We start from the raw sequence: 17673 nt of genomic DNA, 5'->3' as shown, positions 1-17673 counted from the left end.
GTTTGCTGTACCCTTTTTTCAAGATTAGATAGTTCTTTTTTGCTGTGTGATATATTAAAGCCCGTGAGCTTCCATATCGAGGAAATCCACGGGCTTTGTTGCGCTTTTTTTTACAGCGCCTTTTTTATTCGATCTCTTCGCTGTTGTCAGTATCAGTGCTTGTGATGATATTTGTTGCATATGTAAGTGTAAGCAGGCTGTCACCTAAATGGACATTTTCCACAACTATGTTTTCATAGTCGATGCTAAGATCATAATGTGAAAAATTCCAGAACGCTTTCAGACCAAGATTTACAAGCTGGTCTGCAATAGCCTGAGTGTTTGCCTTTGGTATACAAAGCACAGCTACAACAGGGGAGTTTGCTTCGCAAAAGCTTTCTATATCATTAGTGTGACGAATCGGTATGTTTCCTACCACTTCACCAGTGAGCTTAGGGTTTATATCAAATATGCCAATGAGATTGCAACCCCTTGTTTCAAAGTTAATATGTGTGGCGATAGCTTTACCAAGGTTTCCTGCACCGATAAGTATGGTCTTGAAATGCTTGTCTACTCCGAGTATCTTGCCTATTTCCATTCTAAGCTCGTCAACGTGATAGCCATATCCCTGTTGACCGAATCCGCCAAAGCAGTTAAGGTCTTGTCTTATTTGTGAAGCCGTGAGTTTCATTCTCTCAGAAAGCTCCCTTGAAGATATTCTTTCAAGTCCTTCTTTTTGAAGCTCACCTAAAAATCTATAATAACGTGGCAGTCGTTTTATTACTGATGCGGATATCGAACCGTCTTTAGACATATATTTACACTTTCCTTTACTAATAAACATGATTGATAAATAAATAACAATATCACATAATATAATAGCACTAATCTTTTCTTTTGTCAAGGACTTGTAAACTCTCTGCGGTCTTAAAAAAAGCAGCCTCGTTTTACAGAAGCTGCCTTATGTACATTAATTTTATTCTAGATCTTTTTTCTTTACAGAAGCAACACAGAAGTCGATGCGTTCTTCATCATCTTCTTCATTTCCTGAACCTGTGAGAGGAACTCCTTTTGTTGGATCGATCCCGTCAACGGCTGTAACAAGTCCTGTGCCCTCACCAATAGAAGCACCCGGTACTCTGAACTTTGTAATGTCGATAGGCTCGATAGAGGTCTCAACAGGCTTTTCAAGCTGTGGTATCCACTCGTATGGTACACGATAAGCTCTGTAGATCATGTTGCTTTTGAATGTTCCAGCAAAATTCTTGAAATAAGGGTTTACAAATTCCCAAACTATTTCATGGTCAGGTGTGACCTCAAGAAGATGTCCATCTGAACCTTCCGTAATAAGAGTGTTTCCGTTCGGAAGTCGCTGTGCAGAGCTGATGTATGAGCTATAGAACTTAGAAGCGTCAGTAAAAAGCAGATTTCCTGCTTCAAGGGGAGTGTACTGCCATGTTATTTCAAGTGTAACAGGATTGAATTGAAGTACTCTTGAGTAATCCCTGTGTGCATTGTTCACGCCTGTGAGGGAAGCAGGGTTAGGTGTGCCGTAGCCACCCTCGCCACCGTTATCGAATACCAACAGGTCGCCCTCTCCAGTAAGTCCCTTTGGTATCATGTGCAGGTGGTGCTGACCAATTATCCAGCCAAGCTTCTTTGTGGCTTCGCTTTCGTTGAAGTTAGGACCTACACGCCATACTATCTTACCTGTTGATTTCTCGATAATTCCGAGTATGTTTGAGTTTCTTGCGTCAAATATGATATTGTCCGGGTGGAAGCGTTTGTCGCCTGCGTCATACCACTTATTTTCGCCAAGGGTAGAAAAGTTGTTTATGTGCATCCAATCTCCACCTGCCTCACCGTGAAGACCAGGGTTTCTGAACAATGCGTTCTTTGCGGCCTCGTCAAAGCCAAGCTCATCAAAGTGGTCGCTTGCACGCCAGCTCCAAATTATATTGCCTTCCCAATCCACTTCGATGATCTTATCGTCGATAAGTCTTTTGTCTGAAATATCGTGGTTGTAGAGGTTCTCGTGAGTAAGGATAAGTGTATTGCCACTGTCTGTCTTTGGTTCACCATTTGGATAATAGTAACCCACAGTGCTGCCCTCACGCTGAAAATCATGGTGCTGTCTAGCCATATAGACTGGTTCTTTACCCGGGTCGGCAATAAGTTCAGTTTTGTCGAATTTCCATACGATATGACCGTCCCAGTCTACCTGAACAAGATCAAGTTGATCCTGATATGCATATTTACCTCCTCTTGCTCCTGTTGTGCCCATTACATATCCGCCTGGGAGTATTTTGTTAGGAAATCCTCCCAGTCCAGCCCAAAGCTTTACTTCATTGCCATTCATATCTATGAGCAGAGCACCTTTAGCGGACGGGAAGATCGTATAGCCGCTGTAGGCTTTTTCTTTGTTGTATATTGTAACTCCTGTTGGATAAATGCTTGGATAACCCATGTCTGATTCCTCCTTGTTTATTTGTCTGCTTTTGTCAGGTCTGCCGTAACGTTATCTGGAAATGCTTTTTTTGCTGAGTCTGGATAATAAAATTCCCTTATGTTGTAACTGTTTGGATATTTACCATTCTCATACGCCCACTTGTTTATTTCATCAAGACGAGATGCAGCTTCCTCAGAAAGTCCCAGTTTAATACTGTACTGTTCCCAGTTTGTTTTGAAATCATCTGGTTCGATTCCATATTTCTTTGATATTTTTTCAGCCGACTCATCTAAGTTGTCATTTATGTATTTAACGCTTTCATCAAGTGCTTTAAGATAGTTCGTAAGAGTTTCAGTATTGTTCTTTGCAAAGTCGCTTGATGTTATAAGATAAGCAGATACGTTTATCCCTATATCTTTTGCAGATGCGACCTGAGTCCAGCCCTCTGCTTCATATTTTTTTATAGCTGAGCCTGTAACGATAGCGGCTGATGCCTCACCGTTATGTGCAACTGCTATCTGAGTTGATATGGAATCTGTGTTGACGTTTTTCTGCTTTGACGGGTCAAGTCCTAAATAAGTCTGAGCCTGCCAGTTGAAGTATTCTGAAACTGTTCCAATAGAAGTTATCCATCCTTCACTTTCATCTAAAGCATCAAGATTATCTTTGTATTTTGGTGCAACAAAAAGACCGCCGTTATATGAAACGCTAGAACTTAGATCTGAAAAAATCACAAGATTAGTGTTATCGAGAGTATTTCCAATTCTGTTTACAGCAGCAAAATCTGCAAGCAGTCCTGTATCTGCTGTGCCTGTTGCAATAGCGTCAACTGTGTTAATGCCGGCAGCGTATTCTGATGTTTCGAGAGATATACCATATTTCTCAAATATTCCTTGCTCCATACCGATATAGTCGGCATATTGATCTGGCTGACCTGTCATGTTCGCAACTCTCAAAACGCTAAGTTCTTTACCGTCTTTGGTAACCTTCTTTGCGGTTTTTCCGCTTGATGAACTACCGCATGATGCAAGAAGAGTTGCTGTCAATGCTGTCGACGCTATTATTGCGATTATCTTTTTTATGTTCATTTTTAAATCTCTCCTGTTAAATTAATTATTTTACGTCAAAGTGTTTAAGTTTTTTCTTGCCAATAAACTGTAGGATCCTGTCAGCAGCAAAGCCAATCACAGCAAGTGTGACGATTCCTGCAAAAGCCCAGCTTGTTTTGTAATAAAGCTTCGAGCTGTTTATAAGATAACCAAGGCCATCACTGCCGACCAGCATTTCAGCTGCCACAACACAGATGATAGCTGAGCTAAGTCCTAGTCTTATTCCAGTGTAGATATTAGATACCGCTGATGGTACAACTACTGTGAAAAAAACTCTTGCTTTTTTTGCCCCCATGCAGGAAGCTGCTTCCACAAGCTGCTTATCAGTTGAAGCCACACCCGCTATAGTGTTTACGAACATAGGGAAGAATGATGCGTAGAAAATAAGTGCTACTTTTGATTCTTCGCCTACTCCGAACCACATTAAAAAGAGTGTCGTCAATGCAATAGCAGGCACAAATCTGAAAAAGCTAAGTATAGGTTCAACGAGCCAGCGTACAGGTCTGAAATTTCCTACAATAAGACCCATAGGAACAGCAAAAATTATTGAAAGTAGCCAGCCTTTTATTACTCTTCCAACGCTTGCAACAATGTCACTCCAAAGAGTTCCGTCTTTGATAAGTTCCTTCATGCTGTCGATCGTTTCCTTTGGGCTTGGAAGAAAATATTCATCATATTTCAAAGATCCTATTCCCCAAAGGGCAATTATTGCTACCCATGATATGATGCCACATTTTAGTATCTTCTGTATAGCAGAGGACTTTGTTTTATTATTTTCCATCTTTAATGTCCTCCTTATTAAATGTAGTATAGCTCTGAGTCATCAAGAGCTTTGTTTACGAGAATATTTGTAGTGTTTTCATCAATAGTGTAAAGCTTCTTGATAAGTACTTTTACCTTATCACCTTTTTTCAGGCGGGAAGCGTTCAGCGGATATCTGCCTGTTACTGAGATACCGTCTATGGAAGCTTTAACCTCAAAGGCGTTTCCTCTGAATGATACATCTTCTACAACTGCGTCTTCCATAGAGCTTTCAAATGGGTGGTATTCACTGTCTTCGAATTTATTTATTTCAATAAATTCCGGTCGGATTATAGCTGAAGTCTTGCCCTCTGCTGTTTCAAAGCCTTTGAGCTTGCTGTAGTCCTCGATAACTGCGGACTGACCGATAAACTGAGCAACAAAAGGAGTTTTAGGTTCAAGGTATATCTCAACTGGATTGCCTATCTGCTCAACTCTGCCTTTGTTTGTGATAACAATTTCGTCTGCGACCTCTATTGCTTCGTCCTGATCGTGTGTAACGAAAATGCTAGTTATGCCTATTTTATCAATTGTATCACGAAGCCATGTTCTCAGTTCTTTTCTTACCTTTGCGTCGATAGCTGCAAAAGGTTCGTCAAGTAGAAGGAGTTCAGGCTGAGGTGCTAGTGCTCTTGCAAGAGCGATACGCTGCCTTTGACCTCCGCTAAGCTGGTCAGGATAACGCTTGCCAACGTCAGGCAAGCCAACAAGTTCAAGAAGCTCAGCCACACGTTGTTTGATAAACTTCTTATCTTTTTTCTGAACCTTCAGACCATAAGCTATATTATCGTAAACTGTCATAAAAGGGAAGAGCGCATAGCTTTGAAAAACAAATCCGATACCTCTTTCATTTGATGGAAGTTTGTTGACATTTTTACCATCTATAATAATATCGCCGCTATCCTGTTTTTCCAAACCTGCAAGCATACGCAGGATAGTTGTTTTACCGCTGCCGCTCGGTCCAAGCAGACCGATAAGCTTTCCCTTTTCAATACCGAAACTTACGTTATCCGAAGCTTTAAAATCGCCAAAGCTTTTATTAATGTTTTTTAATTCTATATACATAGCTGACAACTCCAATTTAGATATATTGCTGTGATAGTTCCAGTGTCAACATCGCTGCATTCGCTTATTGATCTTTGACAATTTAAGCTCCTCACTTTCAATTCATATCAAGCCGATATGATTAGTATGCTTTTATTATACATGATTTTATGGAAATGTCAATAGTTATAAATGATTTTTGTGAAATCATACATATATGATAGGAATACTTTATTATTGTTGTACATTTTATTCATAACTAACATATATGAGAAATATGATATACAGAAATGTTTGATAATACTCTTGACAAAGTGCGTAAATAGTGATATAATCACTATATTCATAGTAAAGCTATATGAATAATATAATATATATTGGAGGAAATAAAAAAATGCTTACAGAACTGACAAACCAGAATTACAACGAGCTGATATCAGCAGACAAACCGCTTGTTATAGAATTTTACTCACCTACCTGTGTTCACTGTAAAAGAACAGAGGCAGGGCTTAACGAAGCTGCAGAGGAGCTTGGAAAAACCGCTATCATAGCTAAGTGTGATATCACGTCTCAGCCAGATCTTGCGAAGAGATATGACGTTACAGCACTGCCAACACTCCTTTTTATAAAGAATGGTGATATCAAAAACAAGCTTGAGGGTTTTACGCACAAGCTGATAATTCTTGACAATATAAAGAGATTATAAAAAAATCAGTCCGATGTTTTGAGCATCGGGCATTTTTTTGAGCAAAAGGTCTTGACAAAGTAGGGAGTTTATGATAAAATAATAATGTTGTTTTGTATGCGGGTGTGGCGGAATTGGCAGACGCGATAGATTTAGGTTCTATTGGCAACACCGTGCAGGTTCAAGTCCTGTCACCCGCACCATACTTGTGCAATAAAATAGATGCACACCTCGAAAAGCTCGTATTTACGAGCTTTTTTTGCGTTTTGAGGGTAAAAATTTCAGGTGTAAAACCGTGGATGCTTTTCACCGGTTTTCACCAAAAAGGAAGTCGAACCCTACACAACAAAAAAATATCGAACATATGGATGATATCGGCACTGTGCATTGCGTCTTTGATAACGGCAGAACGCTCGGAGTTATCCCTGGTGTGGACGATTTCCATATCGTAAGTGAAGATAGTGAGTCAACAGAAGATGAAGAAATGAATATATCAATGTGACGGTCTAGTTTTGAAAAAAGCTTGACCGTTTTTTTGTTGGAAAAATCGGAAAGGAGATGATTCGTACTGATAAAATATTTTGATATCTTTGCAGGAATAGGCGGATTCCGTTTGGAACTTGAAAAAGCGGGCGGCTTTGAGTGCGTCGGTTATTGTGAAATAGACAAATATGCAAAGAAAGCATATGAAACGTTGTACGATACAAGAAACGAGGTGTATTACGATGACGCAAGAAAAATCGACCCAAACGAGCTGCCAAATTTCGACCATGGGTAAAAACTACTATCGACGGCAAGGAATACGAACTCGATATCAGCTTCAAGAAATACAAGCAGGTCGAGAGTATTTCGGACGAGATCGAAAAACAGAATATCGATGTTGATATTTCCGATTTCAAGAATTCTTCCGACTTTTATTTGTATTTAAGCAAGTTTGACGATCAGTCTTCTGAAGAAATATCGGTTAATGTTACCGGCAAGATGATCGTTCAGAAGAATATATCAAAAATTCCCTTGAAATTGCCGTATATTTGTGGTACAATTAAAGAACAAGTTAAAAATATTTACGACTCCAAGATTGTCGACACCGATCTGCTCAAAATCGGTATTAATAACGGTTATCAGCAGGTGATATCGGGACCCATGGCATACATTTCGACTATAACGGTCGGATATGTTCCCAACAAAGAGTTTTACAGCATTTTTGGAGACGGAACTCCAAGCAGTATCTATAATCTGAAAAATGACTATTGGGCACAATACGCCGATACTATTTCGCCTGCTCTTTACATTGACAACAAGATTATTTACGAGTGGAACGGCGCTTTAACGTCAATCGGCAAAACGCAGTATCTCAACATTGCTCCTGTTTCATCAAACGAAACATTCGAGGATACCAAGGAAATTCTTGTAGGTTCCGTAAACTGTATATCTACGGATAATCAAAATATTTCTGCGCAGTCGCTCTTGACAGCGTATGAAAAAATGCCGCTTACCGACGAGGAGCAGGCAAAGGCAAACAAAAGCAACGTCTACAACGATAAGTATATAGGCAACTTCCTCAGCCTTATTGAAACGACGTATTTCAGGCAGCTTGACATTGAGAATAAGGTACTGGCAGGGGCTAACCGTATCTATGCCGAAAGATATCTGAGCTACGGCGTATTCAGCTACGAGCCTTGCGTTACTGTTTCCGCATTTTCTAAGGATATCGAGACAAAAGGTTCGTTCAGCGTTGATATTCTGGGGAACTATGCCTCTACGGTAAGCTACAGGAATAACGCCGACGACGAATACGCTTATCGCTTTGCTTCGGGGTATGTTTCTTCTTATCTTGAAAGCTTGGTGCTGGAGGAGTATACGGAGGTTCAAGCGGGTAAAACAATTCGTTTTTCACATGACCCAACCGATATAAATTTCAAAGGAAAATCATTGTGGAATGAATGGGAGTATAAAAAAATAAATATGGGTATAAAAATTATTCTCGGAAGGAGATTTTTGGTATGCAACCTACTAACTATGAATTCCTAGATAAAATTGCAGATGTATTTTTATCTCAAAGAGCATGTGGCAATAACAATGAATTAATAGATACAGTTTCTTTTTATGACAATAAAATGTCTTCTATCGTTTATGATTATTATCCATTTGAGGTTGAAATTAGAGATAACAACTTATATTTTTTTATCATAACAAATCGCAGTGAAAAGAAAATGCTATTTTCGTCATCGCTTAATACCGACTTTGATAAGCTTTGTGACAGTTTGATAAAATGTATAACGACAGATGTAAAAAAGCAAATTCCCAAGAAATTTTTAAAAGCAAAGGGGTTTTTATAATGAATGAAAATCGAGCAGAAATAAAAGCCAAAATAGTGGAAACTGAAATGAAAAAATATTTTGGTAGTTTAGTTTCGAATTTTAATTTGATAGACGCTTTTTACGGCAATGGACATGAAGAATTTAGTTTGGGATTCAAGTATTGTGACTATTTTGATATGCGCTTTAATTATGGTCAAGGTGCTTGCGGATGCTGCATATGTTATGATTGGGGTGATAATAATGAGGCTATACTTATTAAAACCTCAATTGATGGTTGGTGGGAAAAAATTTCAATTCAATGGAAAAAATATTTTCATGAACTTAAAAAAGAACTGGATTTGCGTATTCCCGATGATTATTTAAAAGAATTTTTTTATAAATCCTAATACCGAAACAAATGTAGTGTGAACTAATGCGAATGCTACGGAACATATGGGGGAATATGTTGGTCGCTTTTAAAGTGTTGAAGGGAGAGATAGTTTTTGAATGATATAATCAGTACATTTAATGACTTGTATTATAAAATTCAAATATCTCATAATATTTGTTTGGCTGATGTAAGAAATATATGTTTGAAATCTTATAATAATTCTGTTGTCTGCGATGTTGATGGTGGCGCCCCGGAAATATATTACGAAATATTAGAGAGGGATTGTGGGCATTTTGCTGTTTTGAAAATAGAGCGAAACAGTCACGAGATTATATATGAAAGTGTTAATGCTGATTTCGCAGCAATTGCTCTTTTCCTGTTTCTTTCACGTCATCAAATAAAAAAAACTGATAATGATATTGAGATAGAAGAATTTATAAAAAAAGAAATTGCACACGGGAATATAGATTTGGCTAGACAGGTGATTGCTGAAAATTTTGGAGAAAAAACAATTTCGTTTGAAAAAAACGTATTCGATAAAATTTCTGTTATTACTTTGTCTACAAATAAAATTGACATTTTTTATCATGGCAATACAATTTTATTTTGTTCAGAATTTAATAAACCAGATCTTGAACGTGGATATTTAATTGCATTTAATAAATGCCGTATGATTAATATTTATCATAAAATAATGGTGAATATTACAAATATTATTCCCGATGTTAATGAAAACGAAAATAGAAAACTTAAATATCTATTTTTAGTTGGGGCTATGGAAAAATAAGTATATCAAGTATAATAACGCATACAATTTTTCTTGCTGACGGAGCATTTTTAGAGCCGATAGCTAACGTATTCATGCGAATGTATCATAGTTATTTTATTTCTTGATTTTTTTTTAGCTTAATGATATTGGGAGGGCATTGAGTTTATCTCAGTGTCCTGCTCGCTTTTCAATGAAAAAAAATATCCCCTCCAAAGCATTTGCCTTGAAGGGGATTAACTATATGCGTTTTACTGTGGCTTCTTAACGTCTGTCATAACTTCTTTAAGTCCTGTTGCAAGACCTGCAATACCCTGTATCTCACTTGGTATAATGATCTTTGTAGCCTTGCCGTCTGCTGCCTTAGCAAATGCTTCAAGGCTCTTGAGCTGGATTACCTGCTCGTTAGGGTTAGCAGCATTCAGCTTGACGATACTCTCGGCAATCGCCTTCTGTACCATGTCGATAGCCTGCGCTTCACCTTCTGCCTCAAGTATCTTCTGCTCCTTTACAGCGTCTGCACGAAGTATCATAGACTGCTTCTCAGCTTCGGCTGCAAGTATCTGTGACTCCTTGTCTGCCTGTGCTCTGAGTATCTTAGATTCTTTCTCACCCTCTGCAACAAGCACCTGAGATTTCTTCTCAGCCTCTGCCTGAATAACCTTTTCACGTCTTTCACGGTCAGCTTTCATCTGCTTTTCCATTGCGTCCTGAATTTCTCTAGGTGGAAGAATGTTTTTAAGCTCAACTCTCTGTACCTTGATGCCCCACCTATCTGTGGCTTCATCAAGAATTGCTGTGATCCTTGTGTTGATAATGTCACGGGAAGTGAGCGTAGCCTCAAGATCAAGGTCACCAACAATGTTTCTAAGTGTTGTTGCTGTCAGATTTTCAATAGCTGAGATAGGTCTCTCAACACCGTATGTGAACTGCATTGCGTTTGTTATCTGGAAGAACACAACAGTGTCTATCTGCATTGTTACGTTATCCTTTGTGATAACTGACTGTGGCTTGAAGTCAACTACCTGCTCTTTGATAGATACTCTTTTTGCAACTCGGTCGATAAAAGGTACTTTTACGTGAAGTCCCGTTCCCCATGCCGCATGAAAAGCTCCAAGTCTTTCAACTACAAATACATATGCCTGCGGTACTATCTTGATGTTGCTGATAACAATGATTATAAGCAATACGATGATAGCAAGTACGATATAAATTCCAGGTTCCATTATATGCCTCCTAAAAATAAGTTTATGTAAGCTGTTACTTTTCTTCTGAAACTATCAGCTTTGCACCGTCAATACGCACTACCTTCACTGGTGTGCCTTCTGAGATCTTTGAGCCGTCCTCAGTTCTTGCTGCCCAATCTGTGCCCTCAAGAGTGACCCTGCCTTTGTTCACAGAGTTATCTATAGGCTCAATAACTATTGCAGTTTTTCCCACATCAAGCTCGTAATTTGTTGCAACTGGCTTGTTCTGGAGCTTCTTGACCACAGGTCTTGTAAGCAAAAGAAGTATGATCGAGCTTACGACGAATACGATGCACTGTGTAAGGAAAGAAAGCTTAGCTATGGCACAAAACATCGCAATAAGCGCTGCTATAGCAAGCCATATAGACACAAGTGCCGTTCCTGTTGCGACCTCGCAAACAACAAAGAACACGAAAGCTAAAGCCCAGAAAACTATTTTGAGTGTAGCCATTGTCATATGATACCCCCTGTTCCTCTCATTTATTTAAGATTTATTATAACATATTATTTTAAAATTTACAATAGCTAAGACACAATATTTTTGCTGTTTTACCTTTAATCTTTAATGATTTTACATTGGCCGTACCATATTTTATTAGCTGTACTCTAATATATACATGTTGATGCTACTACATAAAGAAAAAAAGTATTTCGAAAAGATAGTTATATAAAAAATTTACAGTAAAAGCGGTAACCCGCTGGAGGTAACCGCTTTTACTATTTGTGTAATTATACGTTGTCGCTGAAATAAACATCATACCAAACAAGGAATGAGAACACTGTCCAGATCTTTCTTGAATAGTCATATTTGCCTGCACGGTGATCGTCAAGAAGCTGTACAAGCTTATCTGTGTGGAAGAACTGTGCCGACTGAGGAGAAGTAAACTTATCCTTTACTATATTATAATACTTATCTTCTTTCAGCCATACCCTTATAGGAACAGGGAAGCCGAGCTTCTTTTTCTTAGCTGTCTGTGGAGGGCAAGCCTGAAGTGCAGCAAGACGCATTGCATACTTCGTTTCAGTCTCAGTAACTCTGTCCTTTACAGGTATCTGCTCTGCAAGCTCCATTACCTTTCTGTCAAGGAATGGTACACGAAGCTCAAGGGAGTGAGCCATGCTCATTTTATCCGCCTTAAGAAGAATATCACCTGTCATCCATAGGTGCAGGTCAATGTACTGCATCTGTGTTACCTGATCCTGATCTCTTACCTTGTCATAGAACGGCTTTGTGATAGCCATAGCGTCAGGAGCGTTTGTCTTTATGCTCAAAATATCCTTACGCTCTTTCTCAGAGAAGATGTATGCGTTACCAATAAATCTCTCGTCAAGGTCCTTAGAACCTCTTATAAGATAGTTTATGCCGTGCTTGTGAGGCAGTTTCTCAGCAACTGCACCAACAGCCTTTCTGATAGGTCTTGGTATCTTAAAGTAGCTTGCCATATCAGCAGGGTTGTGATAGATGTTGTATCCGCCGAATATCTCGTCTGCACCCTCGCCTGAAAGCACTGCCTTGACCTTTTCAGAAGCTATTTGACATACGAAGAACAGAGCCACAGCCGCAGGGTCTGCGAGAGGTTCGTCCATGTGATATTGTATTTTTGAAAGGCTGTTCCAGTATTCCTCAGGGCTGATGACCTTTGAGAAATTCTCCTTGTGGATATACTTTGAAAATTCCTTAGCATAACCTATCTCGTTGTATTTCTCGTCCTCTCCGAAGCCCACAGTAAAGGTCTTGTCAACGTTAGCAACAGCGGCAACATAGCTCGAGTCAACACCGCTTGAAAGGAATGAGCCTACCTCAACGTCAGCGAATTTGTGTACCTCAACAGAGTTCTTGAAAGTGTCAGATATCCTGTTCACCCAATCTTCAAGAGCAGGGCCATTGTCAGCGTGGAATTTAACTTCCCAATATCTTCTTACGTTCATCTTGCCGTTCTTGTATGTAAAGCAGTGAGCGGCAGGGAGCTTGTAAACATTTTTGAAGAAAGTTTCTGTTGTAGGAGAATATTGGAATGTGAGATAAGTTTCAAGAACGTCTGTGTTAAGTTCCTTCTTGAAATGAGGGTGGTCAAGAAAACTCTTTATCTCAGAACCCCACATAAGAGTTTCGCCCATTTTTGCGTAGTAAAGAGGCTTGATACCGAAGAAATCTCTTGCACCGAAAACCTCATTTGTATTCTTGTTGAATATAACAAATGCAAACATACCTCTCAGCTTGTCGAGCATATCCTCGCCCCACTGCTCATAACCGTGGATAAGCACCTCTGAGTCGGTCTGTGTATAGAACTTGTGACCAGACGCTACAAGCTCCTCACGGAGATCCTTGTAGTTGTATATCTCACCGTTGAATGTAAGTACCAACGACTTATCTTCATTGAAGATAGGCTGGCTACCTTGATCTGAAAGGTCGATGATCGAAAGTCGGCGGAAACCCATTGCGATCTGCTCGTCAACATATTTTCCGTCAGAGTCAGGACCTCTATGTTTTATTCTATCCATCATTTTTCCAAGAACTATGGAAGCGTCATTGATTTTATTTGTAAATCCAACAAAACCGCACATATAAAAGCCTCATTTCTGTTAAATCAAATTGCCTGTATCTTAGTTAATACGGCCGCTTGTCGCCTAGTGAACGTCAAGCAATATAATATTTATTATACACTATATGCGGCTTTTTTGCAAGGGGTAAAAACAAAAATTAAACAATAAAAGAAATTGTCTTTTGTGCATTTATCACATGGCAATGTGTATGGTATAAAAATATCTGCGATTTTGTCATTTTGGCTTGAAAAAGACAGAGGGATATAGTATAATGGTATTAAAATCATATTTTGGAGAAGATCTTATGAACGATAACAAAAAGAAGAAAAATGGTTATAGATTGGATATTGTGTTGATAGTGAGTTTTTTTGTGATGCTTATATCTTTCTGCGCCTATATGATGAATACTACTCTCGAAGAGGTACTTGAAAATGAAACAGGCAGCTCTGTAGTTACTCATGATTACACTTACGAGAGTGCTGAGAGCAGTTCAGCAGCATAGTGCAAAATTTAAAAGCTCGACAAGTTAAAGCGCTTTACGTACTTGCTGAATTCGCCTATTTACGACATTTAAAAGGCATGGAGTAGCACTCGCAAATGCATAAGATGACAAGTTAGCTCACTTTACAGTGCCAAGAACTGAACTATGTCGTATTATACATTTGTAAAGTTCGGTTGCATTACAGCTAAAAGCATTTTACTTGACACCTAAAATCAATATTTGACGAAAATGTGACTTTGTGCATTTAATACAAATAACAAAGTCACATTTTGTTGTATAACGCCTTGACTTTGCGTCACTTATACTATATACTTGTATTAAGCACTGCTTTTTATACAATATGTTGTGATTTGCGGTGTGAGTTGTGAGAATATAAAAAATATAATGATAAATCGGGAAAATCGGAGGCGGTATTGTGATAATCAAGATAAAAAAACGTGACGGACGTACTGTAACTTTTAATATTGAGAAAATAGCTGGCGCTATATACAAGGCGGCTCAGTCTGTGGGCAAGGATAACTATGAGGAAGCTTTGGAGCTTTCGGGTAAAGTTGTTGATAAGCTTATGGAAAAACACCTTGATATGCCTACTGTTGAAGAGATTCAGGATTGCGTTGAGCGTGTACTTATCGAGGAGGGCATGGCTGATACTGCAAAAAGTTATATACTCTACCGCTCAAACAGGACTCGTGCAAGAGAAATGAATACCCGTCTTATGAAAGTTTATGAGGATCTTACTTTCCAATCAGCGAAAGATAACGATTTGAAGCGTGAGAATGCTAATATAGACGGCGATACCGCAATGGGTACAATGCTTAAATACGGATCTGTGGGTGCAAAGGAGTTCAATGAGATGTATGTTCTTGCTCCTGAGCATTCAAAGGCTCATCAGGAGGGGGATATCCACATTCATGATCTTGATTTTTATACACTGACTACCACTTGCACTCAGATAGACCTTACAAAGCTTTTTGATAAGGGTTTTTCTACAGGTCATGGCTTTTTGCGTACACCAAATGATATACAAAGCTATGCTGCGCTTGCCTGCATTGCGATACAATCCAATCAGAACGACCAGCATGGTGGTCAATCTCTTCCAAAGTTCGATTATGATATGGCTGAGGGCGTAAGAAAGACATTCAGACACCGCTATCGTGACAATATCGGCAGGGGTCTTGCTCTCCTTGGTGAAGTTTCTGATGCTCAGAGCATTGCAAAGAAAATAACTGAAATGCTTGATGAGCAGGGTTTAAAGATCACTCTCGCCAATGATAACGGCTATCAAGAGGCTGAAGCACAGTTTCTTGTAAATTTTGTTGACGCACCTATAGTGAAGAAGATACAGAGTTTTGCATATAAAAACTCTTTGAAAGAAACTGACAGAGCCACATATCAGGCAATGGAAGCGCTTATCCATAATCTTAATACCATGAACTCCCGTGCAGGCGCTCAAACGCCTTTCAGCTCCATAAATTATGGTACTGATACTTCTATCGAGGGCAGACTTGTTATAAAGAATATTCTTCTTGCAGAGGAAGCAGGACTTGGCAATGGTGAAACGCCTATTTTCCCTATACATATTTTCAAGATAAAAGAGTGCGTGAACTTTGATCCTGATGACCCGAACTATGACCTTTTCAAGCTCGCCTGCCGTGTATCAGCGAAGCGTCTTTTCCCGAATTTTTCATTTATCGACGCTCCTTTCAATCTACAGTATTACAAAGAGGGCAATCCTGACACTGAGATAGCTTACATGGGTTGCCGCACAAGAGTTATCGGTAACGCATATGACCCTACTCGTGAGATAGTGACAGGAAGAGGAAACCTCTCTTTTACTACCATTAATCTCCCTAGACTTGGCATAAAAGCACAGCGTAATATCGGTGCTTTCTTTGACAGCCTTGATGAGCTTATGGATCTTTGTATCGACCAGCTTATGCACAGATTTAAGATACAGTGTTCAAAGCGTGTGAGAAATTATCCGTTCCTCATGGGTCAGGGCATATGGCTCGATTCAGAGAAGCTTACGGCTGACGATACGCTTGAAGAAGTGCTAAAGCATGGCACACTTTCAGTGGGCTTTATCGGTCTTGCTGAGTGTCTTAAAGTGCTTACTGGAAAGCACCATGGTGAAAGTGAAGAAGCAAGAGAGCTTGGCTTGGAGATAATCTCACGTATGAGAGCAAGAATGGACGAGGAAACAAAGCGTACTGGTCTTAACTTCTCGTTGCTTGCAACACCTGCTGAGGGACTTTCTGGCAGATTTGTTAAAATGGATAGAGAACGTTATGGCGAGATAGCAGGAGTTACAGACAGAGAATATTATACTAATTCTTTCCATGTACCTGTTTACTATCCGATAACAGCGTTTGAGAAACTTAAAATAGAAGCTCCTTACCATGCTCTTACAAATGCAGGCCATATAAGCTATATCGAGCTTGACGGCGATCCGCTGAACAATCTTTCTGCATTCGAGAAAGTCGTAAGATATATGAAAGAGGTTGGCATAGGCTACGGCTCAATAAACCACCCTGTTGACCGTGATCCTGTTTGCGGATATACTGGAATAATAGGTGACAAATGCCCAAAGTGTGGACGTTCTGAGGCTGAACACAGCAAGGTGATACATGAGAGGATACCTCGTGCAAAAGCCTGCTGTGAGGGTGACAATTAGCCATGGAGCTTAGGATAGCAGGCACTGTCGGTGAATCTATCGTAGACGGACCGGGTTTTAGGTTCACTATTTTTACGCAGGGCTGTCCACACGGCTGTGAGGGTTGTCACAATCCGCAGACACATGATTTTAACGGTGGCATTGTCGTTGACACAGACCAGCTTTACAATGAGATAATAAAAGACCCGCTTCTTGACGGTGTGACGTTCAGTGGCGGTGAGCCTTTCTGTCAGTGCAAACCGTTAGCAGAACTTGCAGGAAGGATAAAAGCGTTCCGTGGCTTTTCACTGAATGTGATATCATTCACGGGCTATACTTATGAATATCTAATTGCAAACGCTAACGCTGAAAACGGCTATATGGAGCTTCTTAGTCAGCTTGATTATCTTGTTGACGGACCATTTATTCTGTCACAGCGAAGCCTTGAGTTGAAATTTATGGGCAGTCGAAATCAACGCTTCATAGACGTGCAGAAGTCTTTAAAAGAGGGTTGTGCGGTGGTTATAGAGCCTTATTGATTTTTACTATTGAAAAAAAACGCTGAGTGAAATTATTTTTCACTCAGCGTTTTTATGTGACAATTATTTATTTGTTAGACTCTATTACCTCAACATCTTTTGGGTCGAGAGTTTCTGCATTATCAGCCTCGGCAGCTCTCTTTACTGCTTCTTCCTGTGACTTTTTCAAAGCTTCCTGTATGTCCTCGCCAAGAAAATCAGGGAGTGACATTCCTGCTTGCTTGAACAGATCGTTCAGCGGAGGAACTGACTGCATAAGTCCGCTTAGAAAGTTTGCTGTCGAGCATTTTCCGTCTGCACCTGCGCCTGTATCCCACACGGTTATCTTATCTATCTTAATGTTCTTGATAGCTTCTACCTGAATAGAGATAAGTTCTTCAAGCTTGTCAGCAACTATGAGTTTGACGGCTGCATTAGCGTCTCCGCCTGCTGCTTCAACAAGCTTTCTCATACCTTCTGCCTGCTTTGTGAGTATTTCCTGATTACCCTTTGCTTCAGCTTCCATTTTTGCAAAGATAGCATCGGCCTCACCCTTTGCTTTACGTCTTACTACCTCAGCCTGTGCTTCATACCAAAAACCGTCTGAAAGCATTGGGAGCACTGCGCCCAAGAATATCACTGCAAGATAAGATAAAGCCATAAAAATGAGCTTCAAAAGCTGTCC

The 17673-nt window shown here is 39.6% G+C and carries 18 protein-coding genes, 1 tRNA gene and 1 pseudogene; 11 read left to right on the top strand and 9 right to left on the bottom strand.

The window, feature by feature from the left end:
• Window positions 1–124 precede the first annotated feature (124 nt).
• From AB5Z01_RS12300 to AB5Z01_RS12280, 5 genes are all read right to left on the bottom strand, one after another.
• Window positions 125–793: a redox-sensing transcriptional repressor Rex gene (locus AB5Z01_RS12300; RefSeq protein WP_038671796.1), complete on the bottom strand. Its 669-nt coding sequence runs from the start codon at window positions 791–793 to the stop codon at window positions 125–127.
• Window positions 794–955: 162 nt separating this feature from the next.
• Window positions 956–2446 (bottom strand): aryl-sulfate sulfotransferase, encoded by a 1491-nt coding sequence (locus AB5Z01_RS12295; protein ID WP_368365568.1) that lies wholly within the window; start codon window positions 2444–2446, stop codon window positions 956–958.
• Window positions 2447–2463: 17 nt separating this feature from the next.
• Window positions 2464–3516 carry an ABC transporter substrate-binding protein gene (locus AB5Z01_RS12290; protein ID WP_287216423.1) on the bottom strand — a complete coding sequence of 351 codons (1053 nt, stop codon included), beginning with the start codon at window positions 3514–3516 and terminating at the stop codon, window positions 2464–2466.
• Window positions 3517–3541: 25 nt separating this feature from the next.
• Window positions 3542–4318: an ABC transporter permease gene (locus AB5Z01_RS12285; protein WP_022288445.1), complete on the bottom strand. Its 777-nt coding sequence runs from the start codon at window positions 4316–4318 to the stop codon at window positions 3542–3544.
• A 17-nt stretch (window positions 4319–4335) separates the two neighbouring features.
• The gene (locus tag AB5Z01_RS12280) at window positions 4336–5403 is read right to left on the bottom strand and encodes a sulfate/molybdate ABC transporter ATP-binding protein (protein WP_287216424.1); all 1068 of its coding nucleotides are present in this window, start codon (window positions 5401–5403) and stop codon (window positions 4336–4338) included.
• A gap of 373 nt (window positions 5404–5776) precedes the next feature.
• Here AB5Z01_RS12280 and AB5Z01_RS12275 point away from each other — a divergent pair, with 373 nt between their 5' ends.
• The 8 genes from AB5Z01_RS12275 to AB5Z01_RS12240 all read left to right on the top strand — a co-directional run bounded on the left by AB5Z01_RS12275 (window position 5777) and on the right by AB5Z01_RS12240 (window position 9545).
• Complete coding sequence (locus AB5Z01_RS12275; RefSeq protein ID WP_046441879.1) at window positions 5777–6088, top strand: thioredoxin family protein; 312 nt, start codon at window positions 5777–5779, stop codon at window positions 6086–6088.
• Window positions 6089–6186: 98 nt separating this feature from the next.
• Window positions 6187–6270 (top strand) — tRNA-Leu (locus AB5Z01_RS12270).
• Between the two features lie 92 nt (window positions 6271–6362).
• Window positions 6363–6569 (top strand): DUF4314 domain-containing protein, encoded by a 207-nt coding sequence (locus tag AB5Z01_RS12265; RefSeq protein WP_272125531.1) that lies wholly within the window; start codon window positions 6363–6365, stop codon window positions 6567–6569.
• A 66-nt stretch (window positions 6570–6635) separates the two neighbouring features.
• The gene (locus AB5Z01_RS12260; RefSeq protein WP_207732760.1) at window positions 6636–6845 is read left to right on the top strand and encodes a DNA cytosine methyltransferase; all 210 of its coding nucleotides are present in this window, start codon (window positions 6636–6638) and stop codon (window positions 6843–6845) included.
• Window positions 6846–7210: 365 nt separating this feature from the next.
• Entirely contained in the window at window positions 7211–8098 is an 888-nt protein-coding gene (locus tag AB5Z01_RS12255) for a hypothetical protein (protein ID WP_195221785.1), read from the top strand.
• Window positions 8071–8406: a hypothetical protein gene (locus AB5Z01_RS12250; RefSeq protein WP_022287674.1), complete on the top strand. Its 336-nt coding sequence runs from the start codon at window positions 8071–8073 to the stop codon at window positions 8404–8406. The genes AB5Z01_RS12255 and AB5Z01_RS12250 overlap by 28 nt, the downstream gene beginning before the upstream one ends.
• Window positions 8406–8774, top strand: coding sequence for a hypothetical protein (locus AB5Z01_RS12245; RefSeq protein WP_022287675.1), 369 nt, complete (start codon window positions 8406–8408; stop codon window positions 8772–8774). Before AB5Z01_RS12250 ends, AB5Z01_RS12245 begins: the two co-directional genes overlap by 1 nt.
• 96 nt (window positions 8775–8870) lie before the next feature.
• Entirely contained in the window at window positions 8871–9545 is a 675-nt protein-coding gene (locus AB5Z01_RS12240; RefSeq protein ID WP_022287676.1) for a hypothetical protein, read from the top strand.
• A 230-nt stretch (window positions 9546–9775) separates the two neighbouring features.
• Here AB5Z01_RS12240 and AB5Z01_RS12235 read toward each other — a convergent pair whose 3' ends face one another.
• From AB5Z01_RS12235 to asnB, 3 genes are all read right to left on the bottom strand, one after another.
• Window positions 9776–10750, bottom strand: a complete 975-nt coding sequence (locus AB5Z01_RS12235; protein ID WP_022287345.1) for an SPFH domain-containing protein — start codon at window positions 10748–10750, stop codon at window positions 9776–9778.
• Window positions 10751–10784: 34 nt separating this feature from the next.
• A complete protein-coding gene (locus tag AB5Z01_RS12230; RefSeq protein ID WP_022287344.1) occupies window positions 10785–11228 on the bottom strand; it encodes an NfeD family protein in 444 nt (147 codons plus the stop codon).
• Window positions 11229–11500: 272 nt separating this feature from the next.
• Complete coding sequence (asnB, locus tag AB5Z01_RS12225; RefSeq protein ID WP_195221781.1) at window positions 11501–13336, bottom strand: asparagine synthase (glutamine-hydrolyzing); 1836 nt, start codon at window positions 13334–13336, stop codon at window positions 11501–11503.
• A 283-nt stretch (window positions 13337–13619) separates the two neighbouring features.
• On the opposite strand from asnB, the gene AB5Z01_RS12220 reads away from it, so the two are divergent.
• The 3 genes from AB5Z01_RS12220 to nrdG all read left to right on the top strand — a co-directional run bounded on the left by AB5Z01_RS12220 (window position 13620) and on the right by nrdG (window position 17009).
• Window positions 13620–13817, top strand: a complete 198-nt coding sequence (locus tag AB5Z01_RS12220) for a hypothetical protein (RefSeq protein ID WP_022287342.1) — start codon at window positions 13620–13622, stop codon at window positions 13815–13817.
• 415 nt (window positions 13818–14232) lie between these two features.
• Window positions 14233–16491 (top strand): anaerobic ribonucleoside triphosphate reductase, encoded by a 2259-nt coding sequence (locus tag AB5Z01_RS12215; RefSeq protein ID WP_287216432.1) that lies wholly within the window; start codon window positions 14233–14235, stop codon window positions 16489–16491.
• Between the two features lie 2 nt (window positions 16492–16493).
• Window positions 16494–17009: an anaerobic ribonucleoside-triphosphate reductase activating protein gene (nrdG, locus tag AB5Z01_RS12210; RefSeq protein WP_195221780.1), complete on the top strand. Its 516-nt coding sequence runs from the start codon at window positions 16494–16496 to the stop codon at window positions 17007–17009.
• Window positions 17010–17076: 67 nt separating this feature from the next.
• Here the strand turns inward: nrdG and AB5Z01_RS12205 are convergent.
• Window positions 17077–17673: pseudogene (locus tag AB5Z01_RS12205) on the bottom strand (hypothetical protein); the annotation flags it as partial.

This window comes from Ruminococcus sp. RTP21359st1_H3_RTP21359_211015 (assembly GCF_040909065.1).
Classification (GTDB): domain Bacteria; phylum Bacillota; class Clostridia; order Oscillospirales; family Ruminococcaceae; genus Hominimerdicola; species Hominimerdicola aceti.
This window is presented reverse-complemented; position numbering and strand designations above follow the sequence as displayed.

What these genes read in the sequence shown, in the direction of transcription:
- AB5Z01_RS12230 (WP_022287344.1), bottom strand. Translation starts at nt 11,228, where the DNA reads ATGACAATGGCTACACTCAAAATAGTTTTCTGGGCTTTAGCTTTCGTG.
- AB5Z01_RS12285 (WP_022288445.1), bottom strand. Translation starts at nt 4,318, where the DNA reads ATGGAAAATAATAAAACAAAGTCCTCTGCTATACAGAAGATACTAAAA.
- AB5Z01_RS12300 (WP_038671796.1), bottom strand. Translation starts at nt 793, where the DNA reads ATGTCTAAAGACGGTTCGATATCCGCATCAGTAATAAAACGACTGCCA.
- AB5Z01_RS12280 (WP_287216424.1), bottom strand. Translation starts at nt 5,403, where the DNA reads ATGTATATAGAATTAAAAAACATTAATAAAAGCTTTGGCGATTTTAAA.
- AB5Z01_RS12220 (WP_022287342.1), top strand. Translation starts at nt 13,620, where the DNA reads ATGAACGATAACAAAAAGAAGAAAAATGGTTATAGATTGGATATTGTG.
- AB5Z01_RS12290 (WP_287216423.1), bottom strand. Translation starts at nt 3,516, where the DNA reads ATGAACATAAAAAAGATAATCGCAATAATAGCGTCGACAGCATTGACA.
- AB5Z01_RS12295 (WP_368365568.1), bottom strand. Translation starts at nt 2,446, where the DNA reads ATGGGTTATCCAAGCATTTATCCAACAGGAGTTACAATATACAACAAA.
- AB5Z01_RS12255 (WP_195221785.1), top strand. Translation starts at nt 7,211, where the DNA reads ATGGCATACATTTCGACTATAACGGTCGGATATGTTCCCAACAAAGAG.
- asnB (WP_195221781.1), bottom strand. Translation starts at nt 13,336, where the DNA reads ATGTGCGGTTTTGTTGGATTTACAAATAAAATCAATGACGCTTCCATA.
- AB5Z01_RS12245 (WP_022287675.1), top strand. Translation starts at nt 8,406, where the DNA reads ATGAATGAAAATCGAGCAGAAATAAAAGCCAAAATAGTGGAAACTGAA.
- nrdG (WP_195221780.1), top strand. Translation starts at nt 16,494, where the DNA reads ATGGAGCTTAGGATAGCAGGCACTGTCGGTGAATCTATCGTAGACGGA.
- AB5Z01_RS12235 (WP_022287345.1), bottom strand. Translation starts at nt 10,750, where the DNA reads ATGGAACCTGGAATTTATATCGTACTTGCTATCATCGTATTGCTTATA.
- AB5Z01_RS12250 (WP_022287674.1), top strand. Translation starts at nt 8,071, where the DNA reads ATGCAACCTACTAACTATGAATTCCTAGATAAAATTGCAGATGTATTT.
- AB5Z01_RS12275 (WP_046441879.1), top strand. Translation starts at nt 5,777, where the DNA reads ATGCTTACAGAACTGACAAACCAGAATTACAACGAGCTGATATCAGCA.